This window comes from Shewanella sp. ECSMB14102 (assembly GCF_000813075.1).
GTDB lineage: Bacteria > Pseudomonadota > Gammaproteobacteria > Enterobacterales > Shewanellaceae > Shewanella > Shewanella indica.
Window position 1 is genome coordinate 1 of record NZ_JWGX01000053.1, and the last position, 15631, is coordinate 15631.

Annotated in this window: 16 protein-coding genes; all 16 read left to right on the forward strand. The window is 52.4% G+C overall.

Translation table 11 applies throughout. The annotated features are described in order from the left end of the window. Positions 1–176, forward strand: a 176-nt coding sequence (locus tag RC73_RS20195) for a flagellin (RefSeq protein WP_268814492.1), incomplete at its 5' end; no start/stop codon positions are given. 229 nt (positions 177–405) lie between these two features. Then, positions 406–813 (forward strand): flagellar protein FlaG, encoded by a 408-nt coding sequence (locus RC73_RS20200; RefSeq protein ID WP_224866650.1) that lies wholly within the window; start codon positions 406–408, stop codon positions 811–813. A 30-nt stretch (positions 814–843) separates the two neighbouring features. Next, positions 844–2199 carry a flagellar filament capping protein FliD gene (fliD, locus tag RC73_RS16200; RefSeq protein WP_039035632.1) on the forward strand — a complete coding sequence of 452 codons (1356 nt, stop codon included), beginning with the start codon at positions 844–846 and terminating at the stop codon, positions 2197–2199. 18 nt (positions 2200–2217) lie between these two features. Beyond that, a complete protein-coding gene (locus RC73_RS16205) occupies positions 2218–2565 on the forward strand; it encodes a hypothetical protein (RefSeq protein ID WP_039035633.1) in 348 nt (115 codons plus the stop codon). Positions 2566–2574: 9 nt separating this feature from the next. Further along, positions 2575–2985 (forward strand): flagellar export chaperone FliS, encoded by a 411-nt coding sequence (fliS, locus tag RC73_RS16210; RefSeq protein ID WP_039035634.1) that lies wholly within the window; start codon positions 2575–2577, stop codon positions 2983–2985. A 278-nt stretch (positions 2986–3263) separates the two neighbouring features. Further along, a complete protein-coding gene (locus tag RC73_RS16215) occupies positions 3264–4694 on the forward strand; it encodes a sigma-54 dependent transcriptional regulator (protein ID WP_039035635.1) in 1431 nt (476 codons plus the stop codon). Between the two features lie 80 nt (positions 4695–4774). Then, positions 4775–5839, forward strand: a complete 1065-nt coding sequence (locus RC73_RS16220) for a sensor histidine kinase (protein WP_039035636.1) — start codon at positions 4775–4777, stop codon at positions 5837–5839. Continuing rightward, positions 5836–7167 (forward strand): sigma-54-dependent transcriptional regulator, encoded by a 1332-nt coding sequence (locus RC73_RS16225; RefSeq protein ID WP_039035637.1) that lies wholly within the window; start codon positions 5836–5838, stop codon positions 7165–7167. The genes RC73_RS16220 and RC73_RS16225 overlap by 4 nt, the downstream gene beginning before the upstream one ends. A 179-nt stretch (positions 7168–7346) precedes the next feature. Next, positions 7347–7679 (forward strand): flagellar hook-basal body complex protein FliE, encoded by a 333-nt coding sequence (gene fliE, locus RC73_RS16230; protein ID WP_039035638.1) that lies wholly within the window; start codon positions 7347–7349, stop codon positions 7677–7679. A 41-nt stretch (positions 7680–7720) separates the two neighbouring features. Further along, positions 7721–9430 (forward strand): flagellar basal-body MS-ring/collar protein FliF, encoded by a 1710-nt coding sequence (fliF, locus tag RC73_RS16235; protein WP_039035639.1) that lies wholly within the window; start codon positions 7721–7723, stop codon positions 9428–9430. Continuing rightward, positions 9423–10466, forward strand: a complete 1044-nt coding sequence (fliG, locus tag RC73_RS16240; protein WP_025011061.1) for a flagellar motor switch protein FliG — start codon at positions 9423–9425, stop codon at positions 10464–10466. The genes fliF and fliG overlap by 8 nt, the downstream gene beginning before the upstream one ends. Positions 10467–10479: 13 nt before the next feature. Then, on the forward strand, positions 10480–11457 hold the full coding sequence (gene fliH / locus RC73_RS16245; RefSeq protein WP_039035640.1) for a flagellar assembly protein FliH: 978 nt from the start codon (positions 10480–10482) through the stop codon (positions 11455–11457). Beyond that, entirely contained in the window at positions 11426–12766 is a 1341-nt protein-coding gene (fliI, locus tag RC73_RS16250) for a flagellar protein export ATPase FliI (protein ID WP_028779131.1), read from the forward strand. Before fliH ends, fliI begins: the two co-directional genes overlap by 32 nt. A gap of 124 nt (positions 12767–12890) precedes the next feature. Then, positions 12891–13340: a flagellar export protein FliJ gene (gene fliJ, locus RC73_RS16255; RefSeq protein WP_039035641.1), complete on the forward strand. Its 450-nt coding sequence runs from the start codon at positions 12891–12893 to the stop codon at positions 13338–13340. Between the two features lie 148 nt (positions 13341–13488). Beyond that, positions 13489–15021: a flagellar hook-length control protein FliK gene (locus RC73_RS16260; RefSeq protein ID WP_052248251.1), complete on the forward strand. Its 1533-nt coding sequence runs from the start codon at positions 13489–13491 to the stop codon at positions 15019–15021. Positions 15022–15087: 66 nt separating this feature from the next. Beyond that, positions 15088–15612: a flagellar basal body-associated protein FliL gene (fliL, locus tag RC73_RS16265; RefSeq protein WP_039035642.1), complete on the forward strand. Its 525-nt coding sequence runs from the start codon at positions 15088–15090 to the stop codon at positions 15610–15612. The last annotated feature ends 19 nt before the right edge of the window (positions 15613–15631 follow it).

A 15631-nucleotide genomic window follows, 5' to 3' on the forward strand; every position in this document is an offset into this window, starting at 1 on the left:
TCAACAACTTGAATAGCATTAGCACCAACGTATCTGATGCCCGTAGCCGTATTCAGGACGTGGACTTTGCCAAGGAAACGGCACAGATGACCAAGCAGCAAATTTTGTCTCAGACATCTTCTGCCATGCTGGCCCAGGCTAACCAGTTGCCTCAGGTGGCTCTGTCACTGCTGTAATCCAAGCGATTAAGGCATAAAAGGTTATAATCAGGAGGGGGAGGGCTTAGTGCCCTCCCTTTTATTTGACGTACCGGGAATAATGGGTTTGCAATGTCACCGGATGATGTTTTAGTCCTTTATGGCTTTTGTTGTACTGGTTATGATGTGACCGATTGCCAGATGTCCAAAGGATGAAAGTGCGTCCTTAAGTTTGTGGCAAACCGTAACAGTGAGTAGGGAGAAACCTATGAGCGGTGAAATACAAATGGCTCCTGCAATTTCAGTTGTGGCAACGCCAGCAACTGAAAAATATGACAGGGCACAACAGAATAGCAGCTCAGACAAGTTGGCTGAAGTTGGCACGAAAGCTGCTTTGAATCCAACAGAGCTAGCCGGTGTTGCGTCCGCAAAGCCAGTCGAGGCTGAAGTAGATACTGATACCCTGATAGCGCTGACAGATTCTCTGACTGATATGATGAGCATGATGCGTAAGGGGTTGGAATTCAGGGTCGATGAGATGCAAGGAATGCCAGTTGTTAGTGTGATGGATATGGACTCGGGTGAACTGATAAGACAAATTCCTTCCGAAGAGGCTTTGGCCTTGGCTGAGAAAATGTCTGAAATTGCCGGTGTATTGATGAAGACTGAGGCGTAACTGGTACGTCACAATATTTAGGAGGTTAGCATGGCGGGTTTAACTGCGACCGGCATAGGTTCTGGGCTGGATATTAGTGGTATTGTTTCTGCTTTGGTTAATGCCGAGAAAGCCCCCAAGGAAGCTAGGCTCAATCAGACAGAAGGGTTGATCAACACTCAAATTTCGGCGATAGGTGCGTTGAAAAGCAGTATTTCCGAGTTTATGGATAAGTTGAAACCCTTGTCTGAAAGCAAAACCTTTACCGGCTTTACTTCCAACTTATCCAAGAGCGATTATTTATCGGCCAAGGCGACGCCGGATGCCGTTGCCGGCAGTTACAACCTGGTGGTTGAACAGTTGGCGCAGAGCCAGAAACTGGGTTCGGCCAATGTAACCGACGTGACCTCCCCTATTGGCAGTGGTTCGCTGGACATTGATGTTGCAGGTGAAAGCTTTGCAATTGAGGTCAACAGTGATGATTCGCTGCAGGATATAGTGAAAAAAATCAATAGCGCAGAGGATAATGTAGGGGTCACGGCGACTATTATCAACAGTGATGCCGGCCCCCAGATGGTGCTGACTTCCAATAAGACCGGAACAGACAATCAGATTCAATTATCGGCTACAGATGATACTGGCACTGCGTTGGCAGATACTTTTGCAATGACGGAAGTTCAAGCCGCTAAAGATGCCATATTGTATGTTGATGGATTGAAGGTGACATCAAATTCCAATGAGGTTGAGAATGCCATTCAGGGGGTGACATTAAACCTCAAAGATGCGGATGCCGATAAAAGCACAACTCTGACCATAGAGCCGGACAGGGCTGGGGCAACCAAGGCGATTAAAGAGTTTGTTGATGCCTATAACAGCATGATGGAAACGGCCCGTGGGATGTCGAGTTATGATCCTAAGACCAAGCAGTCAGGTGTATTTCAAGGTGACTCTCTTATCCGGAGTTTACAAGGGCAATTTAGGGGGGCCATCTCATCGTCTTACGGTGAAGGTATGGCGTTGGCCAATCTGGGGATCAAGACTACCCGCGATGGTTCTTTGGAACTTGATGAAGATCGTCTAAAAGAAGTGCTGGAAAATGATTTAGCCAATGTCACAGACTTTTTTACCAATGAAGAGAATGGGTTCGCGGCTAAAATGAAAAGCGTTGGTGATACCTATGTCCAAACTGGCGGATTGCTCGATAGTCGTGATGAATCACTGGATAATCGTCTGGCCAGGATTGGAGATGAACGCGAGTCTCTGGAATTAAAAATGAAGGCTTATGAGGCTAGACTCACTAAACAATACAATGCGATGGATTTACTGGTTGGCCAACTCAACTCCCAAGGAGCCTTGCTGAGTCAGCGTTTGAATTCTCTCCCTGGATTGGTATCCAAAGATAAGTAACTCTATTACGGAGGTTAATTGAATTTGGATCAGCAGATACTGTTGAATGAGTTGGCAACTTTGTCCAAGAAGCTTGTGGGTGTAGTTGACCAACTTGAGCAATGCTTGATGGAGCAACTGGAAGATCATGAAGAGTTGGCCAGAGTCTTGCATGAATTGGTATTCGAGCGCCAAAAATTAATCGAACAGTTGGTAACATTACCGCTGGAAAGTAGTCAAGATGCATTGGAACAACAACACCAACTGACTTTGGACATAGAACGTCGGATTTCTGTTGTTAGGAAAGCCTATGCCGATACTTTGATTACGCTCCGGGGGAATGATCGCAAACTGAATGTTTATCGATCCCTAGATTTTGAAAGGTAGGAACGAGCTATGAGAGGTTCACTGCAGTCGTATAGAACAGTTTCTCTGGAAAGCCAGCTTTCTGAGGCGAGTCCTCATAAAATCACTCAAATGATGTTCAGCGGGGCTTTGGAAAGAATCGCGCAGGCCAAAGCTGCGATGGAGCAAAATAATGTTGCCCAAAAAGGCGTCCTCTTGGGTAAAGCTATTGGTATTATCCAGGGGTTAAGAGGAAGCTTGGTAATGGAAGCCGGTGGTGAGATCGCTACCAACCTCAATAATCTGTATGACTTTATGCTGCGGCGTATTACAGAGGCGAATCTCAACAATGATGTGCAGGCTCTGGATGATGTTGCGGCTGTGCTGCGGGATATCAAAGAAGCCTGGGATGCTATCCCCGCCGATAAACATCATCTTACGGCTCACGAAGAAAACCGCTGAGTTATTGCTCACTCTGAACAAAGGCGCTTAAGGCGCCTTTTTGACGTTCGTCATTTAATTGACGATATCGACGTTTATACCCTGAATTTAGACTAAAATCTGGAAGGGGTAGGCAGAAAAGCCATCCTAGGCTTGCTTATATCGTGCCGATAATACAATATTCAGCATTGCTACAAATTTAGCTGAGTATGTGAAGAAAGCATTGCCAGACTTTCCAGAGCAACTAACACTAATAATTAATGCGAATCCATAATTGCCAAAGCTTAGCGGCCCACTGAATGATGCATACAGATCAACGAATTTTACTTGTCGGACCCCCCTCTGAGCGTACCAATCGCTTGTCTTGTGTTTTAGAGTTTATTGGTGAGCAAGTCGAAGTCGTGGCTCCCGATACAATTGATGCACAATCGCCGGAAACTCGATGTCGGGCCATGATTTTGGTTGCAGATAGCGTAGAGGGTGATGCATTACAATCACTGATGTTCAAACTGCCATGGCAGCCCATGTTACTGCTTGGGCAGAGTAGCATTAGCTCCTCGAATCTGCTTGGCCGGATTGATGAACCCCTGAGCTATTCCCAGTTAACCGAGTTATTGCACTTCTGTCAGGTTTTTGGCCAGGTCAAGCGGCCTCAGGTACCTACCAGTGCCAATCAAACCAAACTGTTCCGCAGTCTTGTTGGCCGTAGCGAAGGTATCGCCAATGTGCGCCACCTGATCAACCAGGTGGCCGGCTCTGATGCCACAGTGTTGGTGCTGGGCCCCTCTGGTACCGGTAAAGAAGTGGTTGCCCGTAATATCCATTATCTTTCAGAGCGTCGTGATGGCCCTTTTATTCCGGTCAACTGCGGTGCCATTCCGCCGGAACTGTTGGAAAGTGAACTGTTTGGTCATGAGAAAGGTTCTTTTACCGGTGCCATCAGCTCCCGTAAGGGGCGTTTTGAACTGGCCGAAGGCGGCACTCTGTTCCTCGATGAAATCGGCGATATGCCACTGCAGATGCAAGTCAAGTTGCTGCGGGTGTTGCAGGAGAGAGTGTTTGAACGTGTGGGTGGCAACAAGGCGATTAACGCCGATGTACGGGTAGTGGCCGCGACTCACAGAAATCTGGAAACCATGATTGAAGAAGGGGAGTTTCGCGAAGATCTCTTCTATCGTCTCAATGTATTTCCCATCGAAATGCCGCCCCTTAGTGAGCGCCGGGATGATATCCCGCTATTATTGCAGGAGTTGGTCAGCCGGGTGTTCAACGAAGGTAAGGGCCGGGTGCGTTTTACCCAGCGTGCCATCGACTCGCTTAAGGAACATGGCTGGTCCGGTAATGTCCGTGAACTGTCCAATCTGGTTGAGAGGTTAACTATCCTCTATCCGGGTGGTCTGGTCGACGTTAATGATCTACCGGTTAAATACCGTCATATTGATGTGCCCGAGTACTCGGTTGAGGTTAGCGAAGAACAGCTTGAGCGTGATGCCTTGGCATCTATCTTCAATGACGAAGAACCGGTTGATCTGCCTGATACCCGTTTCCCCAGTGAGCTGCCGCCTGAAGGAGTCAATCTCAAGGATCTCTTGGCTGAGTTGGAAATCGATATGATACGCCAAGCACTGGATCAGCAGGATAATGTCGTTGCCCGCGCCGCGGAAATGCTTGGTATTCGCCGTACCACTCTGGTGGAGAAAATGCGTAAATACGGCATGAGTAAAGATTAATATCCTGATAATTTTTGACTTTTAAGTTGGCATAAAGTCTGCATTAACCCTGTCAGCATCGTATTTTTGACGGGGTTAATATGTCCGCAAGCCCGCTGGCACAGCTCGAAACCATCTCTCATCATGGCCGCGAATGGATCCCGGTAAGGGAAGCCGCCAATATGTCCAATCGTATGGAGCATATTCTGCAGGCCATGCCTTCGGGCGTCGTTATCCTCAATGGTGACGGCTTGGTCAGCGAAGCCAACCCGGTTGCCGAATCTTTGTTGGGTGTTCCTCTGGTGGGTCAGCGCTGGCTCACTATTATCAATCGCGCCTTCGCACCGCAAAAAGACGATGGTCATGAAGTTTCCCTGCGCAATGGCCGCCGGGTGAAACTGGCGATTACGCCGCTGACACCGGAGCAGGGGCAGCTGATTATGCTGACCGATCTCACCGAAACCCGGCTATTGCAGCAAAACCTTTCCCACCTTGAACGCCTGTCTGCTCTGGGAAAAATGGTTGCCACTTTGGCGCACCAAATACGCACTCCGCTTTCTGCCGCTTTACTTTATGCCGCCAATTTGGGCAGCCCAAGGCTGGATACCGGCTCCAAAGAGCGTTTTCAGGGCAAACTGCTCGACAGACTTTCCGAGTTGGAGCAGCAGGTCAATGATATGTTGTTGATTGCCAAAGGTAAGCAAGAGGAAGCCTGCGACAGAGTGCCTTTCTCGACAGTGCTGGAAAAAGTGATGGCCAACTGCGAGCCAATTGCCGCTAAGCAAAACGCCGAATTGAGTCTGCAACTTGAAGGTGACCGCGAGATGCAGGTTAATCTTCATGGATTGAGCTCTGCCATCAATAATCTGGTGATCAATAGCCTGGAAGCCGGTGCCACAAACGTCATTCTGCGTCTGAGCTGTGACCAGGCACTGCGCCTTGATGTGATAGATAACGGCAAGGGGCTTGATAGCAAGATGCAAAAACAGGTGTTGGAGCCTTTCTTCACCACCAAGCGTCAGGGTACAGGGCTTGGGCTGGCGGTGGTGCAGTCAGTCGTGCGCAGCCACGGCGGCAAATTGGATCTCAGCTGTGAGTTGGGCGCCGGTTGTACCGTTACGCTGACATTCCCGCTGACGACAGCTTCTCAAGGGGGGGCGGTATGAGCGAAGCAAAAATTCTGTTGGTGGAAGATGACGCCGCGCTTCGGGAAGCGTTGCTCGATACCTTGTTGCTGGCCAGCTATGAGTGCGTCGATGTCGCCAGTGCCGAAGAAGCGATAACGGCTTTGAAAGGTAATCGTTTTGACATGGTGATAAGCGATGTACAGATGGAGGGTATCGGCGGTATGGGACTGCTGGATTATCTGCGTCAGCAGCATCCGCAGTTGCCGGTCCTGTTGATGACGGCCTATGCCACTATCGATAATGCAGTTAGTGCCATCAAATTGGGGGCGGTAGATTATCTCGCCAAGCCGTTTGCTCCTCAGGTGCTGCTTAATCAGGTGAGTCGTTATTTACGTCCCAAAGTGGTTAGTGGCAGCCCCGTAGTGGCCGATGAAAAGAGCTTGGCCTTGCTGGCATTGGCGCAGCGGGTAGCCGCCTCTGACGCCTCTGTGATGATAAGTGGCCCCAGCGGTTCGGGCAAAGAGGTGCTGGCTCGCTATATTCATCAGCATAGCCAAAGACCTGACGGGCCTTTTGTGGCGATTAACTGCGCCGCCATCCCGGAAAATATGCTCGAAGCCACCTTGTTTGGCTACGAAAAAGGCGCCTTTACCGGGGCTTATCAGGCTTGCCCCGGCAAGTTTGAACAGGCTCATGGCGGCACCCTGTTGCTCGATGAGATTTCCGAAATGGAGCTGTCTTTGCAGGCCAAGCTGCTGCGGGTGCTGCAGGAGCGTGAGGTTGAACGCCTGGGTGGCCGCAAGACCATTAAGCTCGATGTCAGGGTGCTGGCAACTTCCAACCGGGATCTGAAAGATATGGTGTCCAAGGGCGAGTTTCGCGAAGATCTTTATTACAGGATCAATGTGTTCCCGCTTGCCTGGCCGGCACTGAATCAACGACCGGCGGATATCATTCCGCTGGCCAAGCATCTGTTGGCACGCCATGCCGAAAATGCGGCGATTAACCCGGTTCCAACTCTCAGCGATGCTGCTGTGCGGCGTTTGTTGGCCCACCGCTGGCCGGGGAATGTCCGTGAGCTGGATAACGTGATCCAGCGAGCACTGATCTTGAATCAAGGGCAGATAGAAGCCGGCGATATTATTATCGATCTGCAGGATGTTGCGCTGGGAGATACCACAGCCCAGGAAACGCCGGAAGCACTCGGTGATGAACTCAAGGCTCAGGAGCATGTAATTATTCTCGAGACTCTGGCTCAGTGTCAGGGCAGCCGTAAGCTGGTGGCCGAGAAGCTTGGGATCAGTGCCCGCACTCTCAGATACAAGATGGCGCGTATGCGTGAGATGGGCATAGAGGTGCCCGCCTGAGTCATCTCCCAAAGTGGCCGTCAGGCCGCTTTCCAATCCTTTTTGTCTTTCCTCTGGCTCTGCTTGAATTCAGGGCCTTTAGCTCTCTCAATCTTGTTTTTTCCACTTTTGGCAAACTAATTGCATAGAGTCCGGTAACCCAGATTTTTCGTCAATTCGCTGACGACAGGAGTGAGAAGATGCAAATAGGTGCCAATTCTTTATTGCAGGAAATGCAATCACTTAAAGGTGAAATTGCCCCAACGGGATTTCAGTCTTCGCCTGTACGTCAGGTGGGCAATACCTCAGGGGCCGACTTTAGCCAATTGCTGGCCCAGGCGGTCGGCAATGTCAGTGAGCTGCAAAGCACATCATCCAATCTGGCTACCCGGCTGGAGATGGGCGACACCACTGTTTCTCTGTCTGACACTGTCATTGCCCGCGAGAAAGCCAGCGTTGCCTTCGAGGCTACAGTGCAGGTGCGCAACAAGCTGGTCGAAGCTTACAAAGAGATTATGAGCATGCCTGTTTAAGGCCTGCTTGCATCACAGATCCCGGATAACAGGAACGCACAGTGAGCACAGAATTAGTAGCAGGATCCAATGTTTCCGCCGCTGGAACTACGCTGGATGGGGTCCAACAGGAAAACAAGTCGGGTGTATTGGGTTCCCTCGGGGGAGTCGATATGTTGCGGCAGATCACCATGATCCTGGCATTGGCTATCTGTCTGGCGCTGGCGGTATTTGTGATGATCTGGGCTCAGGAGCCTGAATATCGGCCACTGGGCAAGATGGACACTCAGGAGATGGTACAAGTACTCGATGTACTGGATAAGAACCGGGTGCCGTACAAGATTGAAGTCGATGTGATAACTGTTCCTGAAGATAAATATCAGGACGTGAAGATGATGCTGAGCCGCGCCGGTATAGATTCCAGCGCCGATGCCAAGGATTATCTGAGTCAGGACTCCGGCTTTGGTGTCAGCCAGCGGATGGAGCAGGCACGGCTGAAGCAGAGTCAGGAGATGAACCTGGCGCGGGCGATTGAAGAGCTCAATAGTGTCAGCCGCGCCAAGGTGATCCTGGCGCTGCCAAAGGAAAATGTGTTCGCCCGCAACCGTGCCAAGCCAAGTGCCACTGTGGTGGTCAATACCCGCAGGGGCGGTTTGGGCCAGGAGGAGGTTGATGCGATAGTGGATATCGTCGCCTCAGCGGTTCATGACATGGATCCCAGTCGGGTGACAGTGACAGACTCCAACGGCCGTTTGCTGAATTCAGGCAGTCAGGACGGGGTATCTGCCCGCGCCAGGCGCGAGCTGGAACTGGTACAACAAAAAGAAAACGAATACCGCAACAAAATTGACTCGATTCTGATGCCCATTCTCGGCCCGGAAAACTTCACCTCTCAGGTGGATGTCAGCATGGACTTCACCGCCGTCGAGCAAACTGCCAAGCGTTTCAACCCGGATCTGCCATCACTTCGCAGTGAAATGACAGTTGAAAACAACAGTGTCGGTGGCAGCAGTGGCGGTATCCCCGGAGCCCTTTCCAATCAGCCGCCGATGGAGTCCAATATTCCTGAAAACGCTGCCGATGCGACGCAAAGCAGCAGTGCTACTTCAGGCAACAGCCATAGGGAAGCGACCCGTAATTTTGAGCTGGATACCACCATCAGCCATACCCGGCAGCAGATAGGTGTGGTACGCCGGGTCAGTGTCTCAGTGGCGGTCGACTACAAGGCTGGGGCTGCCGGTGAAAATGGTCAGGTCGCCAGAGTGCCTCGCACAGGTGAAGAGATGGCCAATATCCGTCGCTTGCTGGAAGGCGCCGTTGGCTTCAACAGCCAAAGGGGCGACATGATAGAAGTGGTGACTGTGCCCTTTATGGATCAGCTGGTTGAAGACCTGCCTGAGCCACCTCTGTGGGAGCAGCCCTGGTTCTGGCGGGCGATGAAACTCGGCATAGGTGCCTTGGTGATTTTGGTGCTTATCCTGTTCGTGGTGCGTCCCATGCTCAAGCGCCTCATCTACCCCGATGGCCAGAATATGCCGGATGAACCTGCGCTGGGGCACGAGCTGGCAGACATTGAAGATCAGTACGCTGCCGACACCCTGGGCATGCTCAACCGCCCTGAAAGTGAATACAGCTATGCCGATGACGGTTCGATTCTGATACCGGATCTGCACAAAGATGATGATATGATTAAGGCCATACGTGCTCTGGTGGCCAATGAACCTGAACTGTCCACCCAAGTGGTGAAGAACTGGTTGCAAGAAGATGCCTGAAAAAAAAGCGGATAAACCAGCCGAGAGCGGCTTCGACGTCAAGAATCTCAACGGGATTGAGAAGACCGCCATTTTGTTGCTGAGTCTCAGTGAAGCCGATGCGGCCTCTATTCTCAAACACTTGGAACCCAAACAGGTTCAAAAGGTGGGTATGGCCATGGCGGCCATGCAGGAGTTCGGCCAGGAGAAGGTGGTGGCGGTTCACAAGCTGTTTCTGGATGATATCCAGAAATACTCCTCCATCGGCTTTAACAGCGAAGAGTTTGTGCGTAAGGCACTGACTACCGCGTTGGGTGAAGACAAGGCCGGTAATCTTATCGAGCAGATTGTCATGGGCAGTGGCGCCAAAGGCCTCGACTCGCTCAAGTGGATGGACGCCAGACAGGTGGCGACTATCATCCAGAACGAACACCCGCAGATCCAAACCATTGTTTTGTCCTATCTTGAACCGGATCAGGCGGCGGAAATCTTTGCCCAGTTCCCGGAAAACACCCGTCTCGATTTGATGATGCGTATCGCCAACCTCGAAGAGGTGCAACCTGCAGCACTGCAGGAGCTGAACGACATCATGGAGAAACAGTTTGCCGGTCAGGGTGGCGCCCAGGCGGCCAAGATGGGTGGTTTGAAGGCTGCTGCCAACATTATGAACTACCTGGATACCGGGGTGGAGAGCCAACTGATGGAAACCCTGCGCGAGTCCGACGAAGAGATGGCGCAGCAGATCCAGGACTTGATGTTCGTGTTCGAAAACCTCATCGATGTCGACGACCGTGGTATTCAGACGCTGCTGCGGGAAGTGCAGCAGGATGTACTGATGAAGGCGCTCAAGGGCGCCGACGAGCCATTGAAGGAAAAGATCCTCGGCAATATGTCCAAACGTGCTGCCGAATTGCTGCGTGACGATCTCGAGGCCATGGGGCCAATTCGTATCAGCGAAGTGGAAGTGGCCCAGAAAGAGATATTGTCCATCGCCCGTCGCTTGTCCGATGCCGGAGAGATTATGCTCGGTGGCGGCGGCAGTGAAGAATTCCTCTGACAGGCGAATTTGAATGACAGACAAAAAGGTGCCCCACAATATTTTGCCGCCGGATGAAGCAGACGAGTTTGTTCATTGGCAGTTGCCCGATGTGGGTGACGCCATGCCGTTTAAGCCGAGTAACCTGTTTGGTCACAAACCTGGACGCATAGAGCCCAAGGCTGTTGCCGAAGAAGTTATTTCGCCACCGACTTTGGCTGAAATCGAATCTATCCGCGAGCAAGCCGAGCAGGAAGGTTTTGCCGAAGGTAAGGAGCAAGGGCTGGCCAAAGGCCTGGAGGAAGGGCGTCTTCAGGGCTTGGAACAGGGCCACAGTGAAGGTTTTTCCCAGGGGCTTGAGCAAGGCCGGGAAGAAGGCCTACAGCAGGCCGCCGCCATGATAGAACGTTTCGATGCTTTGCTCGCTCAGTTCGAGGCGCCGCTGGCGCTGCTGGATACCCGGATAGAAGAATCGCTACTGACCTTGGTCGCCACTTTGGCGCGCAATCTTATTGCCCATGAATTGAAAACCCATCCGGAACATATACTGGCGGCGCTCAGGCAAGGGATAGATGCCCTGCCACTCAAAGAGCAGAAAGTGAATCTGCGCCTGCATCCCGAAGATATGGCTTTGGTCAGCGAGCTCTACGGTGAAGAACAACTGGCACGTAACCGCTGGACACTGGAAGCCGATCCCGGCCTCAACCGGGGCGATTGTGTGGTGGACAGCCAACGCTCGCAAGTGGATATGCGTCTGGAAACCCGTTTGGACGGGGTGTTTGCCAATCTTGAAGCCGAACAATCCATGTTGGCGAAAAGGGCTGCTCAGCAGCAGGCCGCAATAGACGATAGGATAAGCCCGCCTATACCGGACAGCGAGCAGGGGCAAACGCTTGCAGATGAACAAACAGCCGTTGTGAGCGACAAGGCCGAGACCGCAAGTCAAGAGGGCGAACAGCCCAGCGAAGGAGACGCTCATGATGCAGCAGCGCCGAAGCCAACTGCTGAGTGAACTCAAACACTTGGCCGAAAAGCAAGCGCCGTTTCAAGCGGTTGCCAGCGGCCAGTTGGTGCGGGTGGTTGGCCTGACGCTGGAAGCCAGTGGTTGCCGGGCGCCGGTCGGTAGTCTCTGCGCTATAGATACCATGGCGGGTAAGCTTATTGCCGAGGTGATAGGTTTTGACGATGAGCTATTGTATCTGATGCCGGTGGAAGAACTCAGGGGCGTGCTGCCCGGAGCCAAAGTGATGCCGCTTGGTGAGCAAACCGGGCTCAGCGTTGGTTTGAGTCTTCTTGGTCGGGTGCTGGACGGTAACGGCCAGCCGCTCGATGGTATGGGCGCCCTGCACACAGACGAACAAGCCTCGCGCCACAGCCCGGCAATCAACCCCTTGGCCAGACGGGCGATTACCGAACCGCTCGATGTAGGCGTCAGAGCCATCAATGCCATGCTTACCGTGGGCAAGGGCCAACGTATGGGGCTCTTTGCCGGCTCCGGCGTGGGTAAGAGTGTGCTTCTTGGCATGATGACCCGCGGCACCACGGCCGACATTATTGTGGTTGGCCTGGTGGGGGAGCGTGGCCGGGAAGTAAAAGAGTTTATCGAAGAGATCCTGGGCGCAGAGGGACGGGCCCGCTCTGTGGTCATAGCTGCTCCGGCAGATACCTCTCCCTTGATGCGCCTTCGCGCCTGCGAAACCTCGACTCGGATAGCCGAGTATTTTCGCGATCTCGGCTATGATGTTCTGCTGTTGATGGATAGCCTGACCCGTTATGCTCAGGCGCAGCGGGAAATCGCCCTGGCGGTCGGTGAGCCGCCGGCAACCAAAGGCTATCCGCCTTCGGTATTTGCCAAGTTGCCCCGTTTGGTGGAGCGCGCCGGTAATGGCGGTGAAGGGCAGGGCTCGATCACTGCCTTCTATACTGTGCTTACCGAAGGGGATGATCAGCAAGATCCCATTGCCGATGCCTCGCGGGCCATTTTGGACGGTCACATAGTGCTGTCGCGGGCCTTGGCCGACTCAGGGCATTATCCGGCGATAGACATTGAAGCTTCCATCAGCCGGGTGGCACCTATGGTGATAAGTGAGGCGCACCTCGAAGCGATGCGGCGCGTCAAGCAGGTGTATTCGCTCTACCAGCAAAACCGGGATCTGATCTCCATCGGAGCCTATTCCCAAGGCTCGGATCCGCGTATCGACAACGCCATACGCCTGCAACCCGCCATGAACGCCTTTTTGCGGCAGGGGATGCGCGATGCTATTAGTTTCAGTGATTGCCAGCAGATGTTGGGGCAGCTGGCAGCCCAATGTAAGGTGTAATATCACTCTGTGCATGGGTTTTGGGGCTCGACAAAAAAGTGCTGAGAATAGGGTAGCCAGAGCCTGATTGAGAGAGTCGGGTTAAGGCCCGCAAGGCAGGCAATTTTAAGGAATAGTAATACAGATGGCGAAACCCGATCCTTTGCACACAGTGTTGAAACTGGCGGTCGAAGCCGAAGAGCAGGCGGCACTGCAGCTTAAAGCCGCGCAAATGGAATGCCAGAGGCGTAAGTCTCAGTTGCAGGCGCTGCAGGAATACCGTCTTGACTATATGAAGCAACTCGATGCCCAGCAGGGGCAGAGCATTGGCGCCTCCTATTACCAGCAGTTTCATCGATTTGTGCGTCAGGTAGATGATGCCATAGGGCAACAACTCGCCGTGGTTGCCGAGGCCGATAAGCAGCGGGGCTATCGGCAGCAACATTGGCTGGAGAAGCAGCAAAAGCGTAAGGCGGTGGAGATGTTGCTGGAGAAAAAAGCCCTGCAGGCCGAAGCCAAAGCCGCCAAACAGGAGCAGAAACTCATCGATGAGTTTGCTTCCCAGCAGTTTTTTCGTCGTAAGCTGAACCACTGAGCTTCCACAGACTTTCATTCCCGGACAATTCCTTGATAATCCACTCTATATTTTTTGTTGGCGTGAATTTTGCTTTATTTGAGACAGAGACATTAATTCTGACTCGGCCTATCTTTATCTATTGAGGGCCTAGGTGCTGGAGGAAGGCATGCAGCAGTTATCCAATATCCTGATCGGCAATGCGGGCGGCAAGGGAGTTTCCGCCACAGATGCACTACAATCTACTGATAACGAAGCTTTTTTCGCCGCTTATCAACAGGCGCAGACTAAATTTTCATTTGACTCACAAAGCGTTAAGCCGACATTTACCGGCGGCAGTCTTGATAGTGAAAACCTCCATGCAGAACAGGCCGTTGATGTCTCGCTCATTTTGGGGCAGATAGCCATGGGCAAGAACTTGCCGTCTGAAGACGGCACTATGGTCACCGCTATGGCCACCGAAGTCGATGAGCAAAGTCTGCTAACACAGATTGCCGCACTTACCGGGCTCAAGGAAGATGAGATCAAGGCCATGTCTCCCGAAGAACAGATACAGCTCCTGGAAAACCTTAAACAGAGTGGTGTCGAGCTTGGCATAGTAGCGACAGATAGCCCGGAAGGCGCAGAACTGATTACCGCTGACGAAAGTGACGAGAGTGAACAAGACAGCGCCAAACTGACCGATACTGATCAGAAAGCGGCAAGCAAAGGCGATAGCGAAGCAGAGGATGAAACCTTAGATGCTCCTTTGCTGGCTCTTGATATGACGGTTACGGCAGATAAGGCCAAGTCTCAGCAAGGCGAGCAACAAATGGGTTGGCCGGATGCTGATAAGTCAGCGCGTAAGGCGGCGACTCAGGATGGTATGGCAGCTGTGGTTCGTGAAGCTGTGCTCAATGCCACAGAGGAAAAGAGTGACAAGATCTTGGCGCAAAGCGTAATTGCCGATAAGGCCAAGACAGATACTGCCGGCAAGTTGGGTGCTGCGGTGGCCGCGGCGGCAACTGCTGTTGGCGCTGACGGCAAGAGTGACAAAGCTGTCGCCAAGGATGTTCTCGCCAGCTTAGTCAAGGCTGAGGTGAAAGGTACTCAGACTGCTGCCGAGGTGCGAAGCCCTGTGAGTGACGCCATACATCAGGCGCTAAAGGGTGATGCGGCATCAACCCAGACAGATATCAGCCCATTCCAGCAACAGCTGCATCAACAAGGATTACAGCCTCCCCAGCGGGGAGAGATGGCCCAATATCAACTGTCGTTGAGGCAGGGGATGGAGCAATCACTGCAAACCGCCGATATGGTGCAACGCTTTGCCCCCGTGATGCGGCAGCAGTTGATCACCATGGTCAGTAATGGTGTGCAACAGGCTGAAATTCGTCTCGATCCACCTGAGCTTGGAGCCATGATGGTCAGGGTTCAGGTGCATGGCGATCAGACCCAAGTGCAGTTCCATGTCACCCAACCGCAAACCCGGGATATGCTGGAACAGGCTATGCCCAGATTGAGAGAAATGTTGCAGGAGCAGGGAATGAACCTGGCCGATAGCCATATTTCCCAAGGTGGTCGTGAGCAAGGCGAGCAGCAAGGTGGCAATGGCGGTGGTTTTGCCCAGGAGAGCGCCAACGGTGAAATTTCCGTCGAAGAAACGGTACAAAGCACAAATCACACAACAAGTTATGGCTCGGGTATAGATTATTACGCCTGAGCAGGTAACCTATAGGGATGGCATTTTTCCGCGGGCAGTGCGGTTGATTAAGGGATAGGAAAGAGGATGGCAGAGCAAGAAGAGCTTGAGCTGCAAGAGGCGCAGGCGCCTAAAAGTAGAAAGAAACTCTTTATCTTCGGTGGCATAGGTCTGGTGGTGTTGCTGCTGATTGGCGCTGGCTTGTGGTTTTTCCTGGGTGGCTCAGATGATTCTGCGAACGATGCAGCCAAGGGGGAGCAGGGTACCGAAGTCACTCAGGTCAACGACAGCAGGGAAGCCTTCTATGTCGCTATGCCCAGACCATTTCTGTTCAACCTGCCGGGGGCCAACCGTTCCAGGCTGGTGGAGATTAAGGTGCAGCTTATGGTGCGGGGCAGTGATGACGATGTCACTATCAGGAAGCATGTTCCATTGATTGAAGATGCACTGCTGACTACCTTCAGCGGTGCCGATGTCGAAAAGCTCAGCAGCCAGGCGGGTAAGGATGAGCTCAGGCAGTTGGCGCTGCTCAATGTGCAAAACACGCTGCAACCGGTAACAGGCCGAAAAGTGGTTGAGAAAGTGCTGTTTACCGGCTTTGTGATGCAGTAACAGGGACAAGAGGCGAAGG

Excerpts from the sequence above, each read along its gene's own strand:
- RC73_RS20200 (WP_224866650.1), top strand. The coding sequence starts at position 406 with ATGAGCGGTGAAATACAAATGGCTCCTGCAATTTCAGTTGTGGCAACG.
- fliD (WP_039035632.1), top strand. The coding sequence starts at position 844 with ATGGCGGGTTTAACTGCGACCGGCATAGGTTCTGGGCTGGATATTAGT.
- fliS (WP_039035634.1), top strand. The coding sequence starts at position 2,575 with ATGAGAGGTTCACTGCAGTCGTATAGAACAGTTTCTCTGGAAAGCCAG.
- RC73_RS16215 (WP_039035635.1), top strand. The coding sequence starts at position 3,264 with ATGATGCATACAGATCAACGAATTTTACTTGTCGGACCCCCCTCTGAG.
- RC73_RS16220 (WP_039035636.1), top strand. The coding sequence starts at position 4,775 with ATGTCCGCAAGCCCGCTGGCACAGCTCGAAACCATCTCTCATCATGGC.
- RC73_RS16225 (WP_039035637.1), top strand. The coding sequence starts at position 5,836 with ATGAGCGAAGCAAAAATTCTGTTGGTGGAAGATGACGCCGCGCTTCGG.
- fliE (WP_039035638.1), top strand. The coding sequence starts at position 7,347 with ATGCAAATAGGTGCCAATTCTTTATTGCAGGAAATGCAATCACTTAAA.
- fliG (WP_025011061.1), top strand. The coding sequence starts at position 9,423 with ATGCCTGAAAAAAAAGCGGATAAACCAGCCGAGAGCGGCTTCGACGTC.
- fliH (WP_039035640.1), top strand. The coding sequence starts at position 10,480 with ATGACAGACAAAAAGGTGCCCCACAATATTTTGCCGCCGGATGAAGCA.
- fliI (WP_028779131.1), top strand. The coding sequence starts at position 11,426 with ATGCAGCAGCGCCGAAGCCAACTGCTGAGTGAACTCAAACACTTGGCC.
- fliJ (WP_039035641.1), top strand. The coding sequence starts at position 12,891 with ATGGCGAAACCCGATCCTTTGCACACAGTGTTGAAACTGGCGGTCGAA.
- RC73_RS16260 (WP_052248251.1), top strand. The coding sequence starts at position 13,489 with ATGCAGCAGTTATCCAATATCCTGATCGGCAATGCGGGCGGCAAGGGA.
- fliL (WP_039035642.1), top strand. The coding sequence starts at position 15,088 with ATGGCAGAGCAAGAAGAGCTTGAGCTGCAAGAGGCGCAGGCGCCTAAA.